At 67.3% G+C, this 23114-nt stretch carries 24 protein-coding genes; 11 read left to right on the top strand and 13 right to left on the bottom strand.

Annotation, left to right across the window (positions count from 1 at the left end; all coding sequences use genetic code 11):
* Window positions 1-3: 3 nt before the first annotated feature.
* Window positions 4-1359: a M28 family peptidase gene (locus tag AC3WLD_RS08820; RefSeq protein ID WP_492556579.1), complete on the bottom strand. Its 1356-nt coding sequence runs from the start codon at window positions 1357-1359 to the stop codon at window positions 4-6.
* A gap of 109 nt (window positions 1360-1468) precedes the next feature.
* Here AC3WLD_RS08820 and ettA point away from each other — a divergent pair, with 109 nt between their 5' ends.
* The 3 genes from ettA (at window position 1469) to AC3WLD_RS08805 (ending at window position 5322) form a co-directional block, all read left to right on the top strand.
* Complete coding sequence (gene ettA / locus AC3WLD_RS08815) at window positions 1469-3142, top strand: energy-dependent translational throttle protein EttA (RefSeq protein WP_492556578.1); 1674 nt, start codon at window positions 1469-1471, stop codon at window positions 3140-3142.
* A 2-nt stretch (window positions 3143-3144) separates the two neighbouring features.
* Complete coding sequence (locus AC3WLD_RS08810; RefSeq protein WP_492556577.1) at window positions 3145-4095, top strand: hypothetical protein; 951 nt, start codon at window positions 3145-3147, stop codon at window positions 4093-4095.
* 129 nt (window positions 4096-4224) lie between these two features.
* Complete coding sequence (locus AC3WLD_RS08805; RefSeq protein WP_492556576.1) at window positions 4225-5322, top strand: RcnB family protein; 1098 nt, start codon at window positions 4225-4227, stop codon at window positions 5320-5322.
* A gap of 64 nt (window positions 5323-5386) precedes the next feature.
* Here AC3WLD_RS08805 and AC3WLD_RS08800 read toward each other — a convergent pair whose 3' ends face one another.
* A complete protein-coding gene (locus AC3WLD_RS08800; protein ID WP_492556575.1) occupies window positions 5387-5923 on the bottom strand; it encodes a cytochrome b in 537 nt (178 codons plus the stop codon).
* Between the two features lie 70 nt (window positions 5924-5993).
* The gene (locus AC3WLD_RS08795; protein WP_492556574.1) at window positions 5994-6386 is read right to left on the bottom strand and encodes a winged helix DNA-binding protein; all 393 of its coding nucleotides are present in this window, start codon (window positions 6384-6386) and stop codon (window positions 5994-5996) included.
* Between the two features lie 350 nt (window positions 6387-6736).
* Here AC3WLD_RS08795 and AC3WLD_RS08790 point away from each other — a divergent pair, with 350 nt between their 5' ends.
* Together AC3WLD_RS08790 and AC3WLD_RS08785 are read left to right on the top strand one after the other, a co-directional pair.
* On the top strand, window positions 6737-7411 hold the full coding sequence (locus AC3WLD_RS08790) for a prolyl hydroxylase family protein (RefSeq protein ID WP_492556573.1): 675 nt from the start codon (window positions 6737-6739) through the stop codon (window positions 7409-7411).
* Window positions 7405-9243 carry a DUF885 domain-containing protein gene (locus AC3WLD_RS08785; RefSeq protein ID WP_492556572.1) on the top strand — a complete coding sequence of 613 codons (1839 nt, stop codon included), beginning with the start codon at window positions 7405-7407 and terminating at the stop codon, window positions 9241-9243. The genes AC3WLD_RS08790 and AC3WLD_RS08785 overlap by 7 nt, the downstream gene beginning before the upstream one ends.
* Here AC3WLD_RS08785 and AC3WLD_RS08780 read toward each other — a convergent pair.
* Window positions 9236-9811 (bottom strand): DUF1003 domain-containing protein, encoded by a 576-nt coding sequence (locus AC3WLD_RS08780; protein WP_492556571.1) that lies wholly within the window; start codon window positions 9809-9811, stop codon window positions 9236-9238. The two genes, AC3WLD_RS08785 and AC3WLD_RS08780, sit on opposite strands and share 8 nt — an antisense overlap.
* Entirely contained in the window at window positions 9808-11412 is a 1605-nt protein-coding gene (locus AC3WLD_RS08775; RefSeq protein WP_492556570.1) for a lysine--tRNA ligase, read from the bottom strand. Before AC3WLD_RS08775 ends, AC3WLD_RS08780 begins: the two co-directional genes overlap by 4 nt.
* A 296-nt stretch (window positions 11413-11708) precedes the next feature.
* Between AC3WLD_RS08775 and AC3WLD_RS08770 the strand changes: the two genes are divergently transcribed.
* Genes AC3WLD_RS08770 through AC3WLD_RS08760 form a run of 3 tightly spaced genes read left to right on the top strand, consistent with a single transcriptional unit; the run spans window position 11709 to window position 16705 of the window.
* On the top strand, window positions 11709-13406 hold the full coding sequence (locus tag AC3WLD_RS08770) for an amidohydrolase (protein WP_492556569.1): 1698 nt from the start codon (window positions 11709-11711) through the stop codon (window positions 13404-13406).
* Between the two features lie 48 nt (window positions 13407-13454).
* Window positions 13455-16163 carry an ATP-dependent DNA helicase gene (locus AC3WLD_RS08765; protein ID WP_492556568.1) on the top strand — a complete coding sequence of 903 codons (2709 nt, stop codon included), beginning with the start codon at window positions 13455-13457 and terminating at the stop codon, window positions 16161-16163.
* Window positions 16160-16705, top strand: coding sequence for a SixA phosphatase family protein (locus AC3WLD_RS08760; RefSeq protein ID WP_492556567.1), 546 nt, complete (start codon window positions 16160-16162; stop codon window positions 16703-16705). The genes AC3WLD_RS08765 and AC3WLD_RS08760 overlap by 4 nt, the downstream gene beginning before the upstream one ends.
* Window positions 16706-16718: 13 nt before the next feature.
* Here AC3WLD_RS08760 and AC3WLD_RS08755 read toward each other — a convergent pair whose 3' ends face one another.
* The 5 genes from AC3WLD_RS08755 to rpmF all read right to left on the bottom strand — a co-directional run bounded on the left by AC3WLD_RS08755 (window position 16719) and on the right by rpmF (window position 19823).
* Window positions 16719-17129 (bottom strand): MerR family transcriptional regulator, encoded by a 411-nt coding sequence (locus tag AC3WLD_RS08755; protein WP_492556566.1) that lies wholly within the window; start codon window positions 17127-17129, stop codon window positions 16719-16721.
* Window positions 17130-17134: 5 nt separating this feature from the next.
* Window positions 17135-17434 carry an integration host factor subunit alpha gene (locus tag AC3WLD_RS08750; RefSeq protein ID WP_492556565.1) on the bottom strand — a complete coding sequence of 100 codons (300 nt, stop codon included), beginning with the start codon at window positions 17432-17434 and terminating at the stop codon, window positions 17135-17137.
* Between the two features lie 126 nt (window positions 17435-17560).
* Window positions 17561-18538 carry a beta-ketoacyl-ACP synthase III gene (locus AC3WLD_RS08745; RefSeq protein WP_492556564.1) on the bottom strand — a complete coding sequence of 326 codons (978 nt, stop codon included), beginning with the start codon at window positions 18536-18538 and terminating at the stop codon, window positions 17561-17563.
* The gene (gene plsX, locus AC3WLD_RS08740; RefSeq protein WP_492556563.1) at window positions 18535-19611 is read right to left on the bottom strand and encodes a phosphate acyltransferase PlsX; all 1077 of its coding nucleotides are present in this window, start codon (window positions 19609-19611) and stop codon (window positions 18535-18537) included. Before plsX ends, AC3WLD_RS08745 begins: the two co-directional genes overlap by 4 nt.
* A 32-nt stretch (window positions 19612-19643) precedes the next feature.
* The gene (rpmF, locus tag AC3WLD_RS08735; protein ID WP_492556562.1) at window positions 19644-19823 is read right to left on the bottom strand and encodes a 50S ribosomal protein L32; all 180 of its coding nucleotides are present in this window, start codon (window positions 19821-19823) and stop codon (window positions 19644-19646) included.
* A 208-nt stretch (window positions 19824-20031) separates the two neighbouring features.
* On the opposite strand from rpmF, the gene AC3WLD_RS08730 reads away from it, so the two are divergent.
* Window positions 20032-20427: an MAPEG family protein gene (locus tag AC3WLD_RS08730; RefSeq protein ID WP_492556561.1), complete on the top strand. Its 396-nt coding sequence runs from the start codon at window positions 20032-20034 to the stop codon at window positions 20425-20427.
* Window positions 20428-20599: 172 nt separating this feature from the next.
* On the opposite strand, the gene AC3WLD_RS08725 is transcribed toward AC3WLD_RS08730, so the two are convergent.
* The 3 genes from AC3WLD_RS08725 to AC3WLD_RS08715 all read right to left on the bottom strand — a co-directional run bounded on the left by AC3WLD_RS08725 (window position 20600) and on the right by AC3WLD_RS08715 (window position 22429).
* Window positions 20600-21271, bottom strand: a complete 672-nt coding sequence (locus AC3WLD_RS08725; RefSeq protein WP_492556560.1) for an MBL fold metallo-hydrolase — start codon at window positions 21269-21271, stop codon at window positions 20600-20602.
* A 38-nt stretch (window positions 21272-21309) separates the two neighbouring features.
* Window positions 21310-21639: a hypothetical protein gene (locus AC3WLD_RS08720; RefSeq protein ID WP_492556559.1), complete on the bottom strand. Its 330-nt coding sequence runs from the start codon at window positions 21637-21639 to the stop codon at window positions 21310-21312.
* A 133-nt stretch (window positions 21640-21772) separates the two neighbouring features.
* Window positions 21773-22429, bottom strand: a complete 657-nt coding sequence (locus AC3WLD_RS08715) for a S24 family peptidase (RefSeq protein WP_492556558.1) — start codon at window positions 22427-22429, stop codon at window positions 21773-21775.
* Window positions 22430-22525: 96 nt separating this feature from the next.
* Here AC3WLD_RS08715 and AC3WLD_RS08710 point away from each other — a divergent pair, with 96 nt between their 5' ends.
* Complete coding sequence (locus AC3WLD_RS08710; RefSeq protein ID WP_492556557.1) at window positions 22526-22717, top strand: hypothetical protein; 192 nt, start codon at window positions 22526-22528, stop codon at window positions 22715-22717.
* Window positions 22707-23075, top strand: a complete 369-nt coding sequence (locus AC3WLD_RS08705; protein ID WP_492556556.1) for a hypothetical protein — start codon at window positions 22707-22709, stop codon at window positions 23073-23075. Before AC3WLD_RS08710 ends, AC3WLD_RS08705 begins: the two co-directional genes overlap by 11 nt.
* Window positions 23076-23114 lie beyond the last annotated feature (39 nt).

Raw genomic sequence — 23114 nt, 5'->3', positions numbered from 1 at the left:
CGCCTATTTCGCGGAGGCGGCCGCCGAGACGATCGGACCGGGCTCGTTCGCGACGATCCCCAGCACCGCCGCCCAGGCTGCGACATTCTGCTCGAGTTGCGCCGGGTCGATCTTGTCGAGGGTATCGTCGGGCGTGTGGTGCAGGTCGAAATAGCGCGTGCCGTCCTGGCTGAGATCGACCACGGGTAGTTTCTGCTTCTCGGTGATCGCGCCGATGTCGGTCCCGACGTCCGCCTCGCCAGAGGCCGAGACGATACCCATCGGCCACAGCGCGGCGGTTATGCGGTCCTGCAGCGGCTTGCTCGCGGGCGCGAAATTGAAGTTGACCCGCCAGACCTTGTCCGCGCCGAAGTCGCTCTCCATCGCCAGTCCATGCGGCTCTTTCGCGTGGCGCTCGCCATAGGCGTTGCCGCCGAACCCGCCCAGCTCCTCGCCCCCGGCCCACAGCACGCGGATGGTGCGCAGCGTCTTGCCCTGCGCCTGTGCCCTCAGGGCGGCAGCGGTGATGATCGCGCAGCCCGCGCCGTCGTCGATCGCCCCGGTGCCCAGGTCCCAGCTGTCGAGATGGCAGGCGAGCAGGATCGGCGGGAGCGAAGGATCGCGCCCCGGCAGTTCGCCGATCACGTTGCCCGAAGGCATCTTGCCCGCCGGACGTCCGGTCAGCGTCAGCTTGACCCGCATCGGCTTGCCCCGCCCGGCGACCCGGGCGATCAGGTCGGCATCGGGGTTGGAGACCGCGCCAGCGGGAACCGGCTTCACGTCCTTGGCGAAGTTGGTTGCGCCGGCATGGGGGTTGCGGTGGCTGTCGGTCCCGGCGGAGCGGATCACCACCGCGACCGCGCCCTTCGACGCGGCGATCGACGGTCCCTGCCGCCGGACGTTGCCGAACGGGCCATAGCCGCTGCCGTCCATCGTCGCGCGCATGGCATGGTCGATGAAGGCGATCTTGCCCGCAAGCGAACCCTCGGGCGCGGCTTTCAGCGCATCAAGCGTCGGGAAAGAGACGAGTTCGCCCTCCATCCCCTCGGCCGGGGTCGGGACGCTGTTGCCGAGCGCGGTGATGGCGAGGTTCTGCTGGTACGGCGCGGTCAGCTTCGCCGTTTCGACGCCGCGCACCCACGCCGGCATGACATAGGGCTCGGTCGTCACCTTGCTGAAGCCCAGTGCGGTCAGCCGCCCTTCCGCCCAGGCGCGTGCCCGCGCCTCGGCATCGGTCCCGGCAAGGCGCGGCCCGATCTCGGTCGTCAGGTCGACGACGATGTCCCAGGCCACGGAGCCTTGCGGTTCGGCATGGGCTGCGGTGGGGAGAAGAACCGGGAAAATGGCGGCGAGCGCGGCGGCGCGGAACTTGTTTCGCATGTTACGAGACCTATCTCCCGTGCGGCGACCTGCCAATCCCCTGCTTGCCGGTTTCCCCTCGCGCGACTAGACGCGCCCCAAACCATTTCACACCAAGGATCGACCGCCCATGGCCGCCCAGTACGCCTATGTCATGAAGGGCATGACGAAAACCTTCCCCGGCGCCCAGAAGCCGGTGCTCAACAACATCAGCCTGCAGTTCTATCAGGGTGCGAAGATCGGCATCGTCGGCCCCAACGGCGCCGGCAAGTCGACACTGATCAAGATCATGGCCGGGGTCGACAAGGACTATACCGGCGAGGCCTGGCCAGGCGAGAACATCACCGTCGGCTACCTCGAGCAGGAGCCGCAGCTCGATCCGACCAAGACCGTGCTCGAAAACGTCAAGGACGGCGCGCGCGAAGTGGCCGACATGGTCGAGCGCTTCAACGCGATCGGCATGGAAATGGCCGAGGAAGATGCCGACTTCGACGCGCTCGGCGCGGAAATGGCCGAGCTGCAGGACAAGATCGACGCGGTCGATGGCTGGACGCTCGACAACCAGCTCGAGATTGCGATGGAGGCCCTGCGCTGCCCGCCGGGCGACTGGTCGGTGGAAAGCCTCTCGGGCGGTGAAAAGCGCCGCATCGCGCTGACCCGCCTGCTCATCCAGAAGCCGTCGATCCTGCTGCTCGACGAGCCGACCAACCACCTCGACGCCGAATCTGTCGAATGGCTGGAAAACCACCTCAAGGACTATGCCGGCGCGGTGCTGATGATCACCCACGACCGCTACTTCCTCGACAACGTGGTCGGCTGGATCCTCGAGCTCGATCGCGGGAAGTACTTCCCCTACGAAGGCAACTACTCGACCTATCTCGAAACCAAGGCCAAGCGCATGGCCCAGGAGGAGCGCGAGGAAAGCGGCAAGCAGAAGGCGCTGCAGCGCGAGCTCGAGTGGATCCGGCAGACGCCCGCCGCGCGCCAGACCAAGTCGAAGGCGCGTATCCGCAAGTTCGAGGAACTCCAGAACGCGCAGGACAACCGCCCCGTCGGCAAGGCCCAGATCGTCATCCAGGTGCCGGAACGGCTCGGCGGCAAGGTCATCGAGGTCAAGAACATCTCGAAGGCCTATGGCGACAAGCTGCTGTTCGAGGACCTTTCGTTCACCCTGCCGCCCGGCGGCATCGTCGGCGTGATCGGTCCGAACGGCGCGGGCAAGTCGACGCTGTTCAAGATCATCACCGGCAAGGAAACGCCCGACACCGGCAGCATCGAGATCGGCTCGACCGTCCACCTCGGCTACGTCGACCAGAGCCGCGACCATCTCGACGGCAAGAACAACGTCTGGCAGGAAATCTCCGACGGGCTCGACTACATGAAAGTCAATGGCCAGGACATGTCGACCCGCGCCTATGTCGGCGCGTTCAACTTCAAGGGCCCGGACCAGCAGAAGAACGTCGGCAAGCTTTCGGGCGGTGAACGCAACCGCGTCCACATGGCCAAGATGCTCAAGCAGGGCGGCAACGTCCTCCTGCTCGACGAACCGACCAACGACCTTGACGTCGAAACCCTCGCCGCATTGGAAGACGCGATCGAGAACTTCGCCGGCTGCGCCGTGGTCATTTCGCACGACCGCTTTTTCCTCGACCGCCTCGCCACCCACATCCTGGCGTTCGAGGGCAACAGCCACGTCGAATGGTTCGAAGGCAACTTCGCCTCGTACGAGGAAGACAAGCGCCGCCGCCTGGGCGATGCGGCCGACCGTCCGACCGCGCTGGCGTACAAGAAGCTGACGCGCTGACGATGCGGCGGCTGGTCGCAGGCGCACTGCTGCTTCTTGCCGCCTGTGCGCGGCCGGAGGCGGCGGTCGCGCCTGCACCGCCGCCAGCCGCCTACACCGACTACAGCCAGGCGTTCGTCGAGTTCTGGGACCGCACGCAGGGTCTTGACGAGGACGCGCGGCTGGCCGCGTTCAAGCGCGAGATCGTTCCGCTCTACCCGGCGTTCTATGCACCGCGATACGGCGCAACGCAGGACAAGTGGGAGGCCCATGTAAAGCGCAACCTCGCCGAGTTTCCCAAGCTCCGCGAACGCTACGAGGCAACGCAAGCCGCGTTCCCGGCCGCCTATGCCAAGGCGCGCGAACACTTTGCGAGCTACTTCCCCGGTTCGACGGCGGCGCTGCCGACCTACGTCCTTCATTCGCTGGGCGAGATGGACGGCGGCACCCGCGAGCTCGACGGGCGCATGGTCATGGTCTTCGGGATGGACGGGATGGCGCTGTACCACACGCCCGCCGACCTTGGCCCTTTCTTCGACCACGAGCTATTCCACGTCGAGCACGGTGCATATTTCGCCGAATGCGACCGGATCTGGTGCTCGCTGTGGACCGAGGGGCTGGCGACCGCGGCGTCCGAGGCGATGAACCCCGGGATCAGCCAGGCAGCGATGATGCTCGAAACGCCGAAGCCGATCGCCCCGGCCGTCGATGCGCGCTGGCGCAAGGCCATCTGCTCGGTCCGGGCGAACCTCGATTCGACCAACCAGGATATCTACCGCGACCTGTTCATGGGCAACGGCAAGAACCCGGACTTCCCGCCGCGCTGGGGCTATTATGTCGGTTACCGGCTGGCCGAGCGGACGCTGAAGGACCACACGCTTCAACAGCTGGCGCACATGCCGGCGAGCGAGGCGGAAAGCCTCGTGCGCTCGACCCTGGACACGATGGTCCACGAAGCGGGCGGCTGCGCTTAGTCATCTTCGCTGCGACAAACCTGAACGAACGGCAGTGCCTTTGGTTCAGTTAACCGTCAGCGAATCCTCTCTATTCATCGATCATGGGAGCCGCCCCGTCGCGGCATATGGTTCGAGAAGGTGGCGGCGATGGCCGGTTTCAAGTTCAGAAAGAATAGCGCGCTGACCGCTCTGGCGGCGGCGCTGGCGGTTTCGGCCGTCGCCGCTCCGGCGATGGCCCGGCCGACCGATAACGAAGGTGAAGGCGGCCGCGAGCGCGGCAGCTGGGCCGGCGGACGCAGCCACGGCGGCGGCGGCGGCGGCGAAGCCCGCGGTGGCGGCGGTGGTGGCGGCGGTTTCAACCGTCCTTCGCCGGCTCCCGCACCGGCTGCGGCTCCGCCTTCGAATGGCGGCGGCGAATGGCGCGGTCGCGGCGGCGGCGGTGGTGGCGGCGGCTGGGACCGTCGGGCTCCTGCCCCGGCCCCTGCACCTGCGCCTGCCCCGGTTCGCGGCGGTGAATGGCGCGGCGGTGGCGGCGACGGCAGCCATCACGGCGGTGACCGTGGCCGCGACTGGTCGGGCGGCGGCACGGTTTCGCGCCCTGCCCCGGCCTGGAACGGCGCAACCCCGCCAGCTCCCGATCGAGGCCGCGACGAAGCGCGCGGCGGCTGGTCGGGCCGCAACCCCACCTACACCGATCCGCGCCGCGACGAAGCTCGGCGTGATGCGCCGCGCGGTGGGACATCGAGCACCTGGGACCGGGATCGCCGCGACGGGACGTGGGACCGCGACCGCCGCGGCGGCGACCAGCCGCGCGGTTCGTGGACGGATCGCCGCGACGGTCCGTCGTGGGGCGACCGTGACCGGCGCGACCGCGACGGTTGGCGGGACCGTGACGGACGCCGTGACGGCTCGCGCTGGAGCGGCGGCGACCATCGCCGGTGGGACCATGACTGGCGTCACGACCGGCGTTATGACTGGAGCAGCTGGCGCAGCGCGCATCGCAGCCACTACCGGATGGGCCGCTACTACGCGCCGTACCGGAACTACAGCTACAGCCGCATCTCGATCGGCTTCTACATGGACTCGCTGTTCTTCGGCAGCAACTACTGGATCAACGATCCGTGGTCGTACCGCTTGCCCGAAGTCTACGGTCCGTACCGCTGGGTCCGCTATTACGACGACGTCCTGCTGGTCGATATCTACAGCGGCGAAGTGGTCGACGTGATCTACGACTTCTTCTGGTAAGGGCTGCTCCAGACAGTCCCGAGAGCCCCCCGCGCCCGGCGCGGGGGGTTTTTCGTATCAGGCGTCAGCGGCCCCAGGGCAGCATCCGCGCCAGCGATCCGTCGCGGTCGAGGAACTGGTGCTTGAGCGCGCCGAGCACGTGCAGCCCGGCCAGCACCAGCATCGCGGTGGCGAGGATCTCGTGGACTTCGCCCGCAGTGTGCGCGCCCGCCTTGTCGGCAGCGAGCGGGAGCCCCGGATAGGAGAAAACCCCGAACGCGTTGACAGGCGCCCCTCCGCTATAGGCCGAGTGCATCAGCCAGCCAGCCAGCGGAATGCCGATCATCAGCACGTAGAACAGCGCGTGTGTTACCCGCGCGAGCATCGCTTCCCACGGCTGTAGCGAGGTCAGGAAGGCGGGCGGGCGGTGCGTGATGCGCCACAGGATCCGCAGGACCGTCAGCAGCAGGATCGTGATCCCGACCGCCTTGTGATTGCCCATCAGTGCCCCCGCCTGCTCCTTGGGCAGGTCTTCGGCCATCCACGCCGCCACGTAATTGAAGGCGATCAGGAGTGCGATGATCCAGTGAAAGGCGATGGCCCCGGTCGAATAGCGGACCATCGGGCGGGTTCCTGCAGTTGAAGCCATATGCGCGACCTTGCCTCCGTTATGCCGGCGGATGGTCGCCGGGTTACCGTTCGAGGGTGTGTGGCAACCCTATCGCGTCGATTGCCCTGCGCATCAAGGCCCGACCATCGTCGGTCAGGCGAACGAAACGGCGGCGGCCGTCGATGTGGTCGGCCGCGCGATAGACGAGCCGGCTGTTCTCGAGCCGCGTAAGCCAGCGCAGGATCGTCGTCGACGGGATCGCGGCATCGATGCACACGCTCGAAACCTGGATCCGCGTGCCTTCCAGTTCCCCGATGAACAGGTCGAGCAGGATGTCCCAGCCGGGCTCGCCGAGCAGGTCGTGACCGTCGAACGCGGAATCGCGGCGGCGACGCATGGAATAGAGCGTACGGGCGTGCACGAGTTCGCGTGCGGGGTCCGTCGTGGGGCCGTCAACATTCACATCCTCACCCATGACACGCCTCCACAGACAGCGCCTTGAATGAGAAACCCGTTGATATGTCGTGATATTTCAAATCAGGGACAGTCGTTGTCATCGTCCAATCGGTCCCACCCATCAGGTTGACTGGATATCCGATACGCCCCCCAGGCTCATCACGCCCGTGGACTCTCACCAGGTGCGACCCCGGACGACGGAGACACAGCAACCGTTCACCCCTTGCACGGCGTTAATAGTATCAGACCCAATAAAGTAAATATTCCCGATCCAAACCTCCCGAATTTAGCCAATTATTTCAGTCCGTTTCGGACCGAGCATCTACACTTGCGGTCACCGCAGGGTTCCGGCATGAGGCTTTGACGACAATGCCTCAATCCTACAAACCTCTGTCCCGGCGCGACAATACCGCCGAACTGAAGGCGCTCGGCAAGGCCGTGAGCGCGCGTCTCGATGCCGATCCGGCGGCATACCGGATCCCAGTCGAGGGACTGACGATCTATGGCATATCGAACTTCTTTCGCCCGGCGGAGTGCGAGCGGCTGGTCCGGATCGTCGATAGCGTGGCCAAGCCCTCGGCGATGTACGACGGCAGCGGCGGAGGCGCCCGGACCAGCTATTCGGGCGACGTCGATCCGTTCGATCCGTTCATCCAGATGATCCAGCGCCGGATCGACGACCTGCTGGGCATCGAGCCGCGCTTCGGCGAGACGATCCAGGGCCAGCGTTACCAGCCGGGACAGGAGTTCAAGGCCCACTTCGACTGGTTCGACACCGGCGCCCGCTATTTCGAGCGCGAGAACCAGGCCGGGCAGCGCAGCTGGACCGCGATGGCCTATCTCAACCCCGTCGAGGCCGGGGGGACGACGGATTTTCCCAAGGTCAACCTCAGCGTGCCGCCCCAGCCGGGGTCCCTGCTCGTCTGGAACAACATGTCGCCGGACGGCACGCCGAACCGCAACAGCCTTCATGCAGGCACGCCGGTCGTCCGCGGGGTCAAGTACGTGCTGACCAAATGGTACCGGGCGCGCCCCTGGTGGTGAACCGCTTCCGGCACGTGCGCTGGAGCGCGCCGCTGATCCTGGCGCTGGCGGGCTGCGTCGGGGCGTCGGCCGCGCCGCAGCAGTCACGGCCGGCTGCACAGTCCGCCACCGCGCCGGCGACGGGAGCGAACGAGCTTGCGCGGCTGTTCCGCGACGATGCCCGCGCCGCTGCCCTGCTCGATCCCATCGGCGGCCTCGCGAGAGGCCAGGACGTTCCTGCGGACCGGCTCCTTCTGCTGTTCACCGACGAGCTCCTCCGCCGGGAACGCAAGGCCAATGATGCTGCGCTTGCGCGTCTCGGCAAGATCGACCGCAGCGCGCTCGATCCCGACCAGCAGATATCCTACGACGTCTTCCGCGAGATGAAGGAGCAGGAACGCACGTTCCTTCTGCCCGAAAACGTCGCGCTGACCGAGGTCCGCCCGTTCAACCACTTCTACGGGCTGCACGTCGATTTTCCGGCTTATGCCTCGGGCGAGGCCGGGACGCCGCTGGCAACGGTCGCCAACTACGACAACAACCTCGCCCGGAACCGCGCCTTCGCCCGGGTGCTCGACAATGCCGTCGCCCGGTTCCGTCAGGGAATGCGCAGCGGCGTGGTCGAAACCAAGCTGACCACGCGCAACATGATCGGCCAGATCGACGGGCTGCTCGCCCAGAAGGTCGAGGATTCGCCGTTCTATGAGCCGGTCACGAAATTCTCCGACACCATGCCTGCCACCGAACGGCAGCGGCTGACGCGCGAATACCGCAGCGTTATCGAGGGCGAAATCTATCCCGCCTACCGCCGCCTGCGCGATTTCCTTGCAGGCGAATACCTGGCGGCCGCGCGCGAGGACGTGGGCCTGTCGGCGATGAAGGGCGGACCGCGGCTCTATCGCCTGCTGATCCGCGAGAACACCACGCTCGACCTCGATCCCGCAGCGGTCCACCAGCTGGGCCTCGCCGAAGTGGCCCGGATCCAGCGTGAGATGGAAACGGTCAAGGTCCAGATGGGCTTCACCGGGCCGCTCCCGGCGTTCTTCGAGCATTTGCGAAATGACCCGCAGTACCATCCCAAGAGCGCCGAGCAGCTCGCCGAGGGCTATCGCGCGGTCGGGCGAAAGGTCGATGCGCTGGCGCCGAAGTACTTCCTCCACCTCCCCCGAACCCCGTTGCTGATCCAGCCGTACCCGGCGTTCCGCGAAAAGTACGAGGCGGGCGGCAGCTACAGCGAGGGCTCCGCCGACGGCAGCAGGCCGGGCATCTTCTACTTCAACACCTACGATCTCCCCAGCCGGTTCCTCACCGGGGTCGCCACGCTCTATCTCCACGAGGGCGCGCCGGGGCACCACTTCCAGATCAGCCTCGCGCAGGAAAACACCCGGCTGCCCGATTTCCAGCGGTTTGGCGGCAACACCGCCTACCTCGAAGGCTGGGCGCTCTATGCCGAGACGTTGGGCTTCGAGATGGGGCTCTACGAAGATCCCTGGCAGCACTGGGGCACGCTCGATGACGAGATGCTGCGGGCGATGCGGCTCGTGGTCGACACCGGTCTCCACACCAAGGGCTGGAACCGCGAGCAGGCGATCGAATACATGCTCGCCAACTCCGGCATGGGCCGCTCCGACGCGACCGCCGAAGTCGAACGCTATATTGCCAACCCGGCGCAGGCGCTCGCCTACAAGATCGGCGCGCTGATGATCCAGCGACTGCGGCGCGAGGCCGAACAGAAGCTCGGCAGCCGCTTCGACATCCGCGAGTTCCACGATCAGGTGCTGGGTTCCGGCGCGCTGCCGCTACCGGTGCTGGAGGCCAAGATCGACCGCTGGATCGCGGCGAGGTCTAGGTAGAGCTCGCCGCCGGCACGCCAGCGACTTCGTGCACGACCGCCTCGGTGTTGAGCGCGACATCGTCGACTTTGCCCTCCATCTTGCCCAGCTTGTTGAAGAGCTTGTCGATCTTGCGGTGCAGCCTCAGCAGCTCGACCGTGGTGCGCAGGTTGACCTCGTAGTCGTGGCGATTGGCGATGCGGTCCTTCTTCGCCGAGCGGTTCTGGCTCATCATGATGATCGGGGCCTGCAGCGCGGCGATCGTCGAGAGCATGAGGTTGAGGAAGACGTAGGGATACTCGTCCCAGTGCGGCACCAGGCCGGTGAACGCCTTGCTGTTGACCAGCATCCACGCGAGCAGGATGCCCGAGAACACCAGGATGAAGCCCCACGATCCGCCGACCGATGCCACCCGGTCGGCAAGCCGGTCACCCAGCGGCACGTGCACGGCGTCGATCTCGTCGGGATCCAGCGAGATGTCGGTGCACGACACCCGCTCCAGCGCGCGCTGCTCGTCGGCATCGAGTTCGTCGAACGGCCTGCCGAGCAGCTCCTGCGCGAGGGCCTGTGGACTGACGTCGAGCTTCATGCCTGCGATACGAGGGCCTCGGCGATAAGTTCCCGGGTGTTGGCGATGCCGTAGAGCGCGATGAAGCTGCCCATCCGCGGCCCGGCGCTGGAGCCGAGCAGCGTCTCGTAGAGGCACTTGAACCAGTCGCGCAGCTGCTCGAACCCGTAGTGCGGGTCCTTGCCGATCTCGTAGACGATGTTCTGCAGTTCCTCGGCCGTCGCGTCGTCGGAGGTCGCCGCCAGCTCCTCGTCGAGCGCCGCCAGAGCGGCCGCCTCGCCCGCTTCGGGCTTGCGCCGGTTCAGCGTCGGCGCGACGAAATCGCGGTTGTAGGCAAGCGCGGTGGTGACCAGCTTGTCGAGCTCGGGATGCTGCGCCGGATCGGCTTCGGCGACGTAGTTCGCGAGATACGACCAGACCTGCTCACGCGTCGCCTTCGGCCCCAGCACGCCGACGAGGTTCAGCAGAAGGCCATACGTGACCGGCAGCTTGTCCCCCGCCCCTTCGCGCTCGCCATTGGCGCGCAGCAGGTGCCAGACCGGGTTGCCGAGCTGCTGCTCGACCGGCTGGCTGGCGAGCTTTTCGCGGAACTGCCAGTATTCGTCGACCGCGCGCGGAATTACCCCAACGTGGAGCGACTTCGCACTCTTCGGTTCGCGGTAGATGTAGAAGCCGAGGCTTTCCTCGCTGCCGTAGGTCAGCCACTCCTCGATCGAGAGGCCGTTGCCCTTGGTCTTGGAGATCTTCTCGCCCTTTTCGTCGAGGAACAGTTCGTAGATCAGCCCCTCCGGCCGCCGCCCGCCGAGCACTTGGGCGATCTTGCCAGACTGGGTGACGCTGTCGGTCAGGTCCTTGCCGCACATCTCGTAATCGACGCCCAATGCAACCCAGCGCATCGCCCAGTCGACCTTCCACTGCAGCTTGGACTTGCCGCCGAGGATTGACTGCTCAACCATGTCGCCGGTCATGTCCTCGAAGCGGATGATCCCGGCGGCGGCATCGACCACTTCGATCGGGACCTGCAGCACCTGGTGATTGGTCGGCGAGACCGGCAGCACCGGCGAGTAGGTCTTGCGGCGTTCTTCGCGCAGCGTCGGCAGCATGATCGCCTGGATCGCGTCGTAATGCGCGAGCACGTTCTTCAGCGCGTCGTCGAACCCGCCCGAATTGTAACGCTCGGACGCGGATACGAACTCGTACTCGAACCCGAAGCGGTCGAGGAATTCGCGCAGCATCGCGTTGTTGTGGTGCGCGAAGCTTTCGTACTTGCCGAACGGGTCAGGGATACGGCTCAGCGGATGGCCGAGATGCGCCGCGAGGAGCCCCGGGTTGGGAATATTGTCGGGGACCTTGCGCAGTCCGTCCATGTCGTCGGAAAACGCCACCAGCCGCGTCGGAGCGCCGCCGGTCAGCGTCTCGTAGGCGCGTCGGACCAGCGTCGTGCGCAGGACTTCCTGGAACGTGCCGATGTGCGGCAGGCCGCTCGGCCCGTAACCCGTTTCGAACAGCACCGGAGCGCCGCCCGGTTTGCCCTGCGGGAAGCGCTTCACCAGCTTGCGGGCTTCCTCGAAGGGCCAGGCCTTGGAGACCTGCGCGGCGGCGTGGAGATCGGCGTCAGTCATGATCCCGCGCCTTTTGCGGATATGGGGACAAAGCGCAAGCGCGTCCCCGAAATCCTGCGAAGTTGACGAAGTTGACACGGTCCAGAGAGAAAAGCGACGAGGCCGTTGCGTGCTGCTGGAACAGTGCCCCCGCGATTGCTGACCTGACGGTTCCGAACATTCGCTCGGGCTGCCACATCTCCGCTATGTAGGACAGGGCGATCTGGCGATGTGACCGGTTTCCCTTCCGGCCAACAATGCTACGCTGCTCGCGGAAAAGGGTGCGGTGCGCCCATGGGCGAGAGGGAAATCATAGAATGAGCAAGCGCCTCGCCGCGACGGTGTGCGGCAGCTTCGCCATTGCAATCGCAATGCCCGCGTCGGCCAAAGGTCCGGCCGACGTCTGGGAAGGCGGGATAATCATCACGATGGACGGCGACACGCCGCAGACGGTCGAGGCCGTCGTCGTGCGCGAAGGACGGATCGTATGGACAGGCTCGCGCGAGGGCGCGCGCAAGTTCGGCGGATCGCGAGCGACCAAGCACGACCTCAACGGCGCGACCATGCTGCCCGGCTTCATCGACGCGCATTCGCATTTCGCGATGGCACTGCAGGTCGCGGGGCGGCTCGATCTCGGCAACCCGGCGAACGGACCGGTCAACAGTACCGCCAGCCTGCTGAGCGCGATCCGCCGCTACATCGACGCAAATGCCATTCCGCCCGGTGGCTGGGTCGTGGCGATGCGCTACAACGAGCAGGACCTCGCCGAGAAGCGTCACGTCACGCGCGCCGAACTCGACGCCGCTTTTCCGGGCTACCGGATCGCCCTGATCCACATTTCCGGCCACGGCCTCGTCGCCAGCGGCGCGGCGCTTGCGGATGCCGGGATCGGCCGCGACACGCCGACGCCCGAGGGTGGGGTGATGGTCCGCGACGCCGACGGCGCGCCCAACGGCGTGCTGTTCGAGCGGGCGATGGTCCTCATCACGCCGAAAATCCCGCTGCCGAGCACCGAGCAGAAGCTCGCCGCGCTCGAGCAGGTACAGCGGATGTACCTCGCCGAGGGCTATGTCCACGCGCAGGACGGCGCGACCTCGCCGGAGGACCTTGCGTTCCTGACCAGCCCGGAGGTGGACGCCCGGCTCAAGCTCGACCTCGCCTTGCTGCCGACGTGGATCCAGCTCGACGCGCTGCTGGCCGACCCCAAGCTCGTGATGCGCGAGTATCGGGGCCACGTGAAGGTCGAAGGCATCAAGTTCGTGCTCGACGGGTCGCCCCAGGCGCGTACCGCCTTCTTCACGACAGACTACAAGCTGGGCGCGCCTGACGGCTCGCACCCGTGGCATGGCCAGCCGGTGACCAGCGAGGCCGAGTTTATCGCGGCCGCGCGCAAGGTCCACGACCGCGGCTGGCAGATTTTCGCCCACGCCAACGGTGACGCCGCGATCGACATGGCGATCCACGGTTTCGACGCGCTTGGCCTCACCGCCGCGCAGGACCAGCGCCCGGTGGTGATCCACTCGCAATTCCAGCGGCCCGACCAACTCTTCGATTACGAGAGGATCGGGGTCAGCCCGGCCTATTTTACCAATCACACGTTCTACTGGGGCGATGTCCATCGCACCAACTTCGATGCGGGCGTGGTCGATTTCATCAGCCCGATGAAGTCCGCGCGCGATGCCGGGCTCATCGTATCGAACCACACGGACTTCCCGGTCACGCCGCTCGACACCCGGTTCATGCTGTGGAGCGCTATGGCGCGCCAATCCAAAACCGGCATTGTGAGCGGTCCGGCCGAGCGGATCGACGCCTACGCGGCCTTGCAGGCGCTGACGACCGGGCCAGCGTTCCAGATGTTCGAGGAGAAGCGCAAGGGACGCATCGCTCCCGGGTTCCTCGCCGACTTCGTGGTGCTCGACCACAACCCGCTCGAAACGCCAATTGAAGGCATCCGCGACATCAAGGTGCTGGAGACGGTCGTGAAAGGCGACACGGTGTGGAAGGCGACCCGCTGAGCGCCTGATCCGTTTACTTTTCGTTCCGCCTCCCCCAAATCGGCGGGGATGGAGTCTCCTCTCGCCCTGCCTGCGCTCCATGCCAGCCATTCCGGGTGCTGGCTGCGCGATACGATGGGCACGCGCGGGATTGCCAAGGGCGAGGCGATCATGGCGGCGGCGGACACCCCGCTGCTCATGCTCAACGCCCCGCTGGTGGCGACGCGGCTGGGCTATCCCGACCTTTCCGGGCTCGACCTGCTGGAGCTGTTCGCCTTCATCCACCCGGCGCGGTTCATGGTGCCCACGCCCAAGGGGCTGGCGCACGCGCTGGGGCTGGACGAGCCCACCGACGACAGCGAGGTGCCGCTGCTGCTCCAGCGCGCTGCGAGCGCCCTGCTCGGTACCTGCGAGCGCGCCGACTGGGCGGAGCGCGAAGGCGCGTGGACCGCGCTCCAGTCGCTCGCCCGGTTGCGCTGGCCGTGGGCCGGGGTGCTCGCGCCCATGGTCGCCCGGCCCGAGCGGGCCGAACGCTGGCTGTTCACGCGCCTGCCCGAGTGGGAGGAAGCGCCCGAGCGCCCCCAGCCGGCGCAGGTCGTGCTGGGCGAGGACGCGGTGCGCGATCGCCTCGCCCGCCTGACCGGCGCAGACGCGGAGCAGCGCCCGGGCCAGCAGGCCTATGCGGTGGAGGCCGCCAACGTCTTCGCCCCGCGCCAGGGCGCGCGCCAGCCGCACGTCCTGCTGGCGCAGGCGGGGACCGGGATCGGCAAGACCTTCGGCTATCTCGCCCCGGCCTCGCTGTGGGCGGAAAAGAGCGGCGGGACGGTGTGGGTTTCGACGTATACCAAGGCACTGCAGCGCCAGCTTCGCCGCGAGAGCCGCCGCGCCTGGCCGTCGGACGAGGCGAAGACCCCGCCGGTGGTCGTGCGCAAGGGGCGCGAGAACTACTTGTGCCTGCTCAACCTGGAAGACGCGCTGCAAGGCGGGTTCGCCGGGCGACCGGCAATCATGGCGCACCTCGTCGCGCGGTGGGCGGCCTACAGCCAGGACGGCGACATGATCGGCGGTGACCTGCCCGGCTGGCTCGGCACGCTGTTCCGCAAGCGCGGGATCGCGGCGCTGACCGACCAGCGCGGCGAGTGCGTCTATGCCGGGTGCCCGCATTACCGGAAATGCTTCATCGAGCGCGCGGCGCGCAGTTCTGCGCAGGCCGACCTCGTCATCGCCAACCACGCGCTGGTGATGATCAACGCGGCGCGCGGCCGCGATGCCGCCCAGCGCCCGACGCGGATCGTGTTCGACGAGGGCCATCACGTGTTCGAGGCGGCGGATTCGACTTTCTCCGCCGCGCTGACCGGGGCCGAAGCGGTCGAGATGCGGCGCTGGGTGATAGGCCCCGAGGGCAAGTCGCGCGGGCGGCGGCGGGGCCTTTCGGCGCGGCTCGCCGACGTCGCCAGCTATGATGACGACGGCGCCAAGGCGATCGCCCAGGCCCGCGCCGCCGCCGAGGCGCTCCCCGGCGAAGGATGGCTGCAGCGGCTGGTCGAGAACCTCCCCTCGAGCCCGATCGAAGAACTGCTCGCCGCCACCCGCCAGCTCGTCTTCGCCCGCGACGAGAGCGGCGGGCAGGAGGCGGGCTATGGCATGGAGACCGAGGTCGCCCAGCTCGACGGCCCCTATGTCGAGATCGCGGGGGCTGCCCAGGTCGCGCTGGAGGAACTGCGCCAGCCGCTGCTGCGCCTCTCCCTGCGGCTCGAGGCGATCGTCGAGGAAGGCCCCGACTGGCTCGATGGCCCGGCCCGAGCCCGGATCGAGGGTGCGCGCGGGGCGATCGGCTGGCGGACGGACCTGCTCGCCGCGTGGATCGGGCTGCTCTCGCGGCTCGGCGGGCCGGCCGACCCCGATTTCGTCGACTGGCTCTCGGTCGAGCGCTCCGACGGGCGCGAGTGGGACGTCGGCCTGCACCGCCATTACCTCGATCCGATGAAACCCTTCGCGGAAGTGGTGCTCGCCCCCGCGCACGGGGTGATGATGACCAGCGCGACGCTGAAGGACGGGCCGGAGTGGGACGGCGCGGTCGTGCGCAGCGGGGCGCCGCACCTGGAGATCGCGCCGCGTTTGTCGGAGGCGCAGAGCCCGTTCGACTATGCGAACCAGGCCGAAGTCCTCATCGTCACCGACGTGCCCAAGGGCGACATTCCCGCGCTCGCCGCCGCCTATGGCCGGCTGATCGAGGCAGCGGGCGGCGGCGTGCTCGGCCTGTTCACCGCGATCCGCCGCCTGCGCGCGGTCCATGGCCGCATCGCCGACCGGCTCGCCCGCGCCGGACTGCCGCTGTTCGCCCAGCACGTCGATCCGATCGACACCGGCACGCTGGTCGACATCTTCCGCGACGATCCCCGCGCCTCGCTGCTCGGCACCGACGCCCTGCGCGACGGGGTCGATGTGCCCGGTCACTCGCTGCGGCTGGTGGTGATGGAGCAGGTGCCGTGGCCCAAGCCGTCGATCCTCCACCGTGCCCGCCGCGTCGCGGGCGGTGGCTCGGCCTACGACGACCGGATCATCCGGGCGCGGCTCGCCCAGGCGTTCGGACGGCTGATCCGGTCAGGGCAGGACCGCGGGCACTTTGTGGTGCTGTCCTCGGCCTTCCCGTCGCGGCTGCTGAGCGCGTTTCCGCCGGGGACGCCGGTCCGCCGGGTGACGCTGGACGCGGCATTGCAAAGCGTGGCGGGCCATGCTTCAAACACTGCGAACGCCTCGCAGGAGATTGCCGAGTGAAAGTCCTGGGCCTGTTCCGCCACGCCAAGTCGGACTGGGACGACCCCCGCGCCCGCGATTTCGATCGCACGCTGAACGACCGCGGAATCCGCGGCGCGACGCTGATGGGGGCGCACATCAAGGGCTCGGGCCGCAACTTCCAGCGCATCGTCGCTTCGCCCGCGGTGCGCGTCTCGGATACGATCGAGCACGCCAGCAAGGCCTGGGGTCACAGCTTTCCGGTCGAGTGGGACCGCCGCATCTACCTTGCCAGCTCGGCCCAGCTGATGGACCTGCTCCGCGACATCGAGGGCGATCCCGACAGCGTGCTCATGGTCGGCCACAACCCGGGGCTGGAAGACCTGATCTTCGACCTCGTCCCCGACGATGGCAGCAGTCCCTTGCGCGACCTGGTCGAGGAGAAGTTTCCGACTGCGACCTTCGCGGTTCTGGAGCTCGACATCGAAAGCTGGGACGACATCGACGACGGCTGCGCCAGGCTCGTCGAGCTGACCCGGCCGCGTGACCTGGATGCGAATTTGGGGCCGGAGCTGGTGAGCTAAGGCTCGAAGGAACTTACGCGTCGAGCGCGCTTGCCAGCCGGTCGCGCAGCGCCCTCAACTGCCCCGCCAGATCGCCGGCCGCCGCTGGAGCTGCGAAAGGCACAGGCTCCGCCGCCGCAACCTCACCCACCTGGGTCACCGCTGAGACCTTCGCCCCGCCCTTGCCCCAGCCGGCCAGCGCTTGCCGTGCGCCGCGGATGGTAAAACCTTCCTGGTAGAGCAGCCGGCTGATCTCCCCGACCAGCGCGACGTCTTCGGCACGGTAATAGCGCCGCCCGCCCGCGCGGGTGAGCGGGCGCAACATCGGGAACTGCTCTTCCCAGTAACGCAGGACGTGCTGGCGCAGGTTGAAGGCCTTCGCCACCTCGCCGATGGTGCGGAACGCGTCGGGTTCCTTGCCGTCATCGAGGCGGAAGTCGGCCACTCAGCTCATTCCTCGGCGCAGATGCGTTCCTTCAGCATCTGGCTGGCGCGGAAGGTCATGACCCGCCGCGGGGTGATGGGGACTTCGACCCCAGTCTTTGGATTGCGGCCGATCCGCTCCGCCTTGTCGCGCAGCAGGAACGTGCCGAAGCCCGAAATCTTCACGTTCTCGCCGCGCGAGAGTGCCTCGCACATGTGACCCAGGATCGATTCCACCATGTTCAGCGAGTCGACCCGTGAAAGGCCGACGCGGCGGTTGATCGATTCAGCCAGATCGGCGCGTGTCAGTGTTCCGACAGAACGCATCCCCCTCGTTCTCCCATAAAAAAGCGAACCCGTCCGCAACATTGGATAAACGAGTTTCATCGGTTGGCAAGGCAATGCCCTGTCCGGACAAGGAAATACCGTGCGATAGAGAGACAATAATGCGGATTATACCCGCAGCAGGCTCGCGCCCCAGGTAAATCCGCCGCCCATCGCCTCGAGCACGACGAGGTCGCCGGGCTTGATTCGCCCATCACGGACCGCCGCATCCATCGCCAGCGGAACCGAGGCGGCGGACGTGTTGGCGTGGCTGGCGACGGTCACGACAACCTTCTCCGCGGGCAACCCCAGCTTGCGCGCGGTCGCATCGAGGATGCGGAAGTTGGCCTGGTGCGGCACGACCCAGTCGATCTCGGCGGCAGACAGCCCGGCCTGGTCGAGCACTTCGTTGAGCACCCCCGCGAGGTTGTTGACCGCGTGCTTGAAGACTTCCTTGCCCTTCATCCGCAGCTTGCCGACCGTCTGCGTGCTCGACGGGCCGCCATCGACATACAGCAGGTCGTGGTGATCGCCGTCGGCGTGGAGCCGGCTGGAGAGGATCCCCCTGGCCGCCGAGTCCGGCGCATCGGATTCCTCCGCGCGGAACACCATCGCGCCCGCCCCGTCGCCGAACAGGACGCAGGTGGTGCGATCCTCCCAGTCGAGGATCCGCGTCATCGTTTCCGCGCCGATCACCAGCGCGGTCTTCGCCGGGCCCGTGCGCAGCATCGAATCCGCGACCGTCACCGCATAGAGGAAGCCCGAGCACACCGCGGCGACATCGAACGCCACGCAGCCCTGCGCCCCGATCGCGCGCTGGACGGTGGTCGCGGTTGCCGGGAAGGTCTCGTCGGGGGTGCAGGTCGCCAGCACGATCAGGTCGATCTCGCTGCCGGAGACACCGGCGGCCTCCAGCGCCTTGTGCGCCGCCTCGATCGCCAGCGTCCCGGTGGTCTCGCCTTCGCCTGCGACATAGCGGTTGCGGATGCCGGTGCGCTCGGCGATCCATTCGTCGGTGGTGTCGACCATCGCCGCCAGCTCGGCATTGGGCACCGCGCGCTTCGGCAGCGCCGATCCGGTTCCGAGAAGGACCGAACGGATCGTCATGCTGCTTCATCCTCGGTTTTGCTGCGGCCGTTGCCGGACTTGCGGATCACGTCTTCGCCGACCTTGTGAAGATCGGCCATGATCCGCTCGGTCAGATTTTCCTCGAGCAGCCGCGCGGTGACCGCGACGGCATTGGCGACACCGAGCGCCGAGGCGCTGCCATGGCTCTTCACCACGACCCCGTTGAGGCCGAGAAAGACCGCGCCGTTGTGATTGTTCGGATCGAGGTGGTGCTTGAGCAGCTCGGTCGCCGGACGCGAGATCAGGAACCCGACTTTCGAGCGCAGCGAGCTGGAGAAGCTGCGCTTCAGCAGATCGCCGACGAAGCGCGCCGCCCCTTCGACCGCCTTCAGCGCGATGTTGCCGGAAAACCCGTCGGTCACGACCACGTCGACATCGCCGCGCGAGAGCTTGTCCGCTTCGGTGAACCCGTCGAACGACAGCGCCAGCGCCTTGTCGGCGGCGCGCAGGCGATTGGCCGCGTCGCGCAGCGCCTCGGTTCCCTTGGTTTCCTCCGTGCCGATGTTGAGCAGGCGGACGCGCGGGCTTTCGAGCCCGGTCACGATCCGCGAATAGGCCGCGCCCATGATCGCGAACTGGACGAGATTGCGCGCGTCGCAATCGGTATTCGCACCGAGGTCGAGCATCACGAGGTCGGTTTCGCCGAGCGTCGGCAGCAGCGCGGACAGGGCCGGCCGGTCGATTCCCGGCATCGTGCGCAGCGCCAGCTTGGCCATGGCCATCAGCGCGCCGGTGTTGCCGGCCGACACCGCGGCACCGGCATCGCCGGTCTTCACCGCATTGATCGCGAGGCCCATCGAGGTGGTCTTGGCCCTGCGCAGCGCCTGGGTCGGCTTCTCGTCGCCCGACACGACATCGGGCGCGTGGAGGATTTCCGACGCGCTGCGCAGATTGGGGTGAGCCTGAAGCGCCTGCTTGATTCGCTCCTCGTCGCCGACGAGGAGGAACTTGAACCGGTCGTGGCGGCGCCGCGCGAGGGCCGCGCCCTCGATCATCGTGCGCACGCCCTCGTCGCCGCCCATCGCATCGACGGCGATACGCGGCAGGCTCATCCCCCGGTTTTCCTTTTATTCGCCAGGTCGGCTCAGGCGCCGACCGCGATCACTTCGCGCCCGTTGTAGTGGCCGCAGGCGTTGCACAGGTTGTGCGGACGCTTGAGCTCACCACAGTTCGAGCATTCATGGAACGCATCAGCGCTGATCGCGTCATGGCTGCGGCGCATGCCCCGGCGGGAGGGCGAAGTTTTTCTCTTGGGGACGGCCATTCCGGCACCTGTTCCTGCAAATTCGTCTGTCTGTTCGGCGATAGGGGAACCCCATCCGCTGCACAAGCCCCGCGCGAAATGCGGCGGAACGGGCGAAACGAACGGGAATCCGCCAATCACGGGCGAAGGCGCGCCTATACGGAATTTCTCGTGCTTTGCAAGGGCGGGCGCGCTAGCAATCGCGGCGAATACAGGAGGGGATAAAGATATGAACACTGTGCTCGTTGCAACCCTGTCGGCCGCGGCCGCTGCTGCCGTCATCAACATCTGGCTGAGCATCCGCATCGGCCAGCTCCGCACCAGGCTGAAGATCAGCGTCGGCGACGGCGGCAACGAACTGCTCCAGCGCCGGATGCGGGCCCAGCTGAACTTTGCCGAGAACACCCCGGTCGTGCTGGTCATGCTGGCGGCGATCGAGTTCGCCCGCCTCGGCAACCCGTACCTGATCTACATCGGCGCGGCCTATTCGATCGGCCGGGTGCTCCACGGCCTCGGCATGGACGGCGGCAGCTTCGGCATCGGACGGACCATCGGCACGCTGATCACCATGCTGACCCAGCTGGGCCTGGCGGTGTGGGCGATGCTGATCGTCTCGGGGGTTTGAGAGGCGTCGGTAGGGCAATCCCGACGACTTGCTGCGTCCCCGCGCAGGCGGGGACCTCTTGCCACAAACGGTCCGCCTGGTGGATGGAGGCCCCCGCCTTCCGGCCTTTGGCCGGACGTTTATCCTGAGCTTGTCGAAGGGCGGAGGCGCGGCAGGTTCCGGTCAGCGGCTCTCAGCTCAATGCATAATCGCTGACGAACGCGTTGGTCTTGCGCTCGCGGCCGAACGTGCTCATCGGGCCGTGGCCGGGGACGAACGAAACGTCCTCACCCAGCGGCCACAGCTTCTGCGTGATCGAATCGATCAGCTGCTGGTGATTGCCTTGCGGGAAATCCGTCCGTCCGATCGAGCCCTGGAACAGCACGTCGCCGACGATGGCGAAGCGCGACGGAGCGTGGTGGTAAACAACGTGGCCGGGGGTGTGGCCCGGACAATGGATGACGTCGAGCTCGACCTCGCCCACCGTGACCTTGTCGCCGTCATGGAGCCAGCGGTCGGGCTCGAACGGTTCGCCGGGGATGCCGTACTTCGCCCCGGCCTCGGCCAGGCCGTCGATCCAGAACCGGTCCGCTTCCTGCGGCCCCTCGATCGGCACGCCCAGCTCCCTCGCGAAAACGCCGGTCGCGCCGCAGTGGTCCATGTGGCCGTGGGTGACGAGCAGCTTCTCGATCGTCACGCCGGTCTTGGCGACGGCCTTGCGCAGCATGTCGAGATCGCCGCCGGCATCGACGAACGCGCCGCGCATCGTCTTTGTGCACCACAGCAGCGTGCAGTTCTGCTGGAACGGGGTGACGGGGATGATCGCGGCCTTGATCGGCGGCTCGGCACTGGCTTGCTCGGTCATCCGCCGGAGATGGCGGCTGGCGTGCCCCTTGGCAAGCGTCAGTCGAACCCGAACTTGGCGGAGCCGTCGGCCCACGCCTGCGCCGAAGCGGTCACCAGGTCCGCGCCTTCGGGCAGCGCCGCGCTTTCGTTCAACGCTGCGGTCGCGAGCAGGACCTCCTGCGGGACCTTGTGATCGAAGGTGATGCCGCACTGGTTGCCGCGCTGCCAGCACAGCGAGCCGTGCGCCTCATGATTGCCCCAGCGGACCAGCACTTCGCCCTGCGGCGGATCGCCATCGACCAGCAGCTTCGCCCCGCCACCCGAAACGTCGAGGAGGATGGCGTTGCGGGTCTTGGAAAACGCGACCACGCGCGCCGGTAGCCGCACGCGCAGCCTCCCGAGGAAGCGCTTGCCCGGAGCGGCAGCGATGGCTTTCCGACCAAATCCCATATCCGGGAAGGTACGGAGGCAGAGTTAACGCTCCGTTAGGTCCGAAGCGGATTTTTTTTCGCGGGTTTGGTCAGAGTCGCCCGCCCTTCCAAACCACCCGGCCGATCACCTCTACCTCCGCGGCGCCACGCTCGCTGCGCGGATAGGCGGGGTTGTCGCTTATTACCATGACCCGCCCCGCACCGGGCTCGAGCCGCTTGACCAGCAGGGCATCGTCGAGGCGGATCACGTGGATGCCGGCACGCAAGGGGCGCGGGGTACGGTCGACGAGGATCTCGTCACCGTCGCGCAGGGTCGGCTCCATCGAGTCGCCTTCGACCGCGATCACCGAAAGCTGGCCCGGCTCGAGCCCGTGATCCTTGAGCCATCGGGCGGAGAAGCGCAGCTGGCCGACCGGCTGTTCGTCCGCCGCGAGCGCGCCCGGCCCGGCAGATGCCCCAAGCGGCAGGCGCGGGATGTCGAGCCAGTCGGCCAGCGTCCGGCGCGGCTGGACCATCCCGGCAGGAACCGCTTCGGGCGCGGGCGCGCCGAGCTGGGCCTCGTCCACCCCGAGGAACCGGGCGAGCGTGCGCCGGTCGTTCTCCTCCAGCTTGCGCGGGGAGCCCTTGCGGACGAACTGCTGAAGGTAGCTCGCGTTGCGCCCGATCAGGGCGGACAGCGCGGACAGGCTGACCCCGCGCTCGGCGGAGAGCGCCAGCAGGCGGGATCGTGCATCGGCGTTTACCATGCGTCCGCCATATCCGAAGGATTTTTCCTAGACAAGTAGGATTTCGCCGACGATGCAGGATAAATCCTAAGCGACTCAGGGAAAGGACCTGCCCCCATGCTGATCCGACGGATCGAACGCTTTCTCGACCTGACCGGAATGCCCCCGACCAAGTTCGGACGACTCGCCGCGCACGACCCGCGCCTCGTCGGCGACTTGCGCAATGGCCGCGAACCCCGTTCCGCAATGGCGGCACGGGTGGAACATTTCATGAACACTTATATCCTCGAGGCCCCACATGCTGCTTGATACCGCTGCTGCCGCCCCCATCCCCGCAACTGCACGTCGCCGTCCCCGCAGCGCATCCGAGCGGCTGGTCGAGGCTCTCAAGGCTCTCGCAGGCGGTCACGGCGAGCTTGTCGCGCACCACGAGGCGGCCTGGGCCAGCATCACCTTTTCGGGCAAGCGCCACACCCTGCGCCTGGTGTTCGACGGCGCGCTCGCCGCCGAAGCCGGCGAACGGCTCATCGCGGCACTTCCCGATCACGAATTCGCGATCCCCGGCCAGCTCGTCGCCGAGGCGACGGTGCGTGAAGTCGACCACCGCCTGCTCCCGGAAGAGCGGCTGGAGGTGACGCTCGAGGTGCTGATGCTCGAGGACCGGTGACGCCGGCCCCCTCCCCAGACGCAAACCGGGGCGCCTGTC

This window comes from Novosphingobium sp. FW305-C-111 (assembly GCF_058783565.1).
The sequence above is the reverse complement of the archived record's forward strand: the minus strand, read 5'-3'. Positions and strand labels throughout refer to the sequence as shown.

Excerpts from the sequence above, each read along its gene's own strand:
- AC3WLD_RS08820 (WP_492556579.1), bottom strand. The coding sequence starts at position 1,359 with ATGCGAAACAAGTTCCGCGCCGCCGCGCTCGCCGCCATTTTCCCGGTT.
- ettA (WP_492556578.1), top strand. The coding sequence starts at position 1,469 with ATGGCCGCCCAGTACGCCTATGTCATGAAGGGCATGACGAAAACCTTC.
- AC3WLD_RS08810 (WP_492556577.1), top strand. The coding sequence starts at position 3,145 with ATGCGGCGGCTGGTCGCAGGCGCACTGCTGCTTCTTGCCGCCTGTGCG.
- AC3WLD_RS08805 (WP_492556576.1), top strand. The coding sequence starts at position 4,225 with ATGGCCGGTTTCAAGTTCAGAAAGAATAGCGCGCTGACCGCTCTGGCG.
- AC3WLD_RS08800 (WP_492556575.1), bottom strand. The coding sequence starts at position 5,923 with ATGGTCCGCTATTCGACCGGGGCCATCGCCTTTCACTGGATCATCGCA.
- AC3WLD_RS08795 (WP_492556574.1), bottom strand. The coding sequence starts at position 6,386 with ATGGGTGAGGATGTGAATGTTGACGGCCCCACGACGGACCCCGCACGC.
- AC3WLD_RS08790 (WP_492556573.1), top strand. The coding sequence starts at position 6,737 with ATGCCTCAATCCTACAAACCTCTGTCCCGGCGCGACAATACCGCCGAA.
- AC3WLD_RS08780 (WP_492556571.1), bottom strand. The coding sequence starts at position 9,811 with ATGAAGCTCGACGTCAGTCCACAGGCCCTCGCGCAGGAGCTGCTCGGC.
- AC3WLD_RS08775 (WP_492556570.1), bottom strand. The coding sequence starts at position 11,412 with ATGACTGACGCCGATCTCCACGCCGCCGCGCAGGTCTCCAAGGCCTGG.
- AC3WLD_RS08770 (WP_492556569.1), top strand. The coding sequence starts at position 11,709 with ATGAGCAAGCGCCTCGCCGCGACGGTGTGCGGCAGCTTCGCCATTGCA.
- AC3WLD_RS08765 (WP_492556568.1), top strand. The coding sequence starts at position 13,455 with ATGGAGTCTCCTCTCGCCCTGCCTGCGCTCCATGCCAGCCATTCCGGG.
- AC3WLD_RS08750 (WP_492556565.1), bottom strand. The coding sequence starts at position 17,434 with ATGCGTTCTGTCGGAACACTGACACGCGCCGATCTGGCTGAATCGATC.
- AC3WLD_RS08745 (WP_492556564.1), bottom strand. The coding sequence starts at position 18,538 with ATGACGATCCGTTCGGTCCTTCTCGGAACCGGATCGGCGCTGCCGAAG.
- plsX (WP_492556563.1), bottom strand. The coding sequence starts at position 19,611 with ATGAGCCTGCCGCGTATCGCCGTCGATGCGATGGGCGGCGACGAGGGC.
- rpmF (WP_492556562.1), bottom strand. The coding sequence starts at position 19,823 with ATGGCCGTCCCCAAGAGAAAAACTTCGCCCTCCCGCCGGGGCATGCGC.
- AC3WLD_RS08730 (WP_492556561.1), top strand. The coding sequence starts at position 20,032 with ATGAACACTGTGCTCGTTGCAACCCTGTCGGCCGCGGCCGCTGCTGCC.
- AC3WLD_RS08725 (WP_492556560.1), bottom strand. The coding sequence starts at position 21,271 with ATGACCGAGCAAGCCAGTGCCGAGCCGCCGATCAAGGCCGCGATCATC.
- AC3WLD_RS08715 (WP_492556558.1), bottom strand. The coding sequence starts at position 22,429 with ATGGTAAACGCCGATGCACGATCCCGCCTGCTGGCGCTCTCCGCCGAG.
- AC3WLD_RS08710 (WP_492556557.1), top strand. The coding sequence starts at position 22,526 with ATGCTGATCCGACGGATCGAACGCTTTCTCGACCTGACCGGAATGCCC.
- AC3WLD_RS08705 (WP_492556556.1), top strand. The coding sequence starts at position 22,707 with ATGCTGCTTGATACCGCTGCTGCCGCCCCCATCCCCGCAACTGCACGT.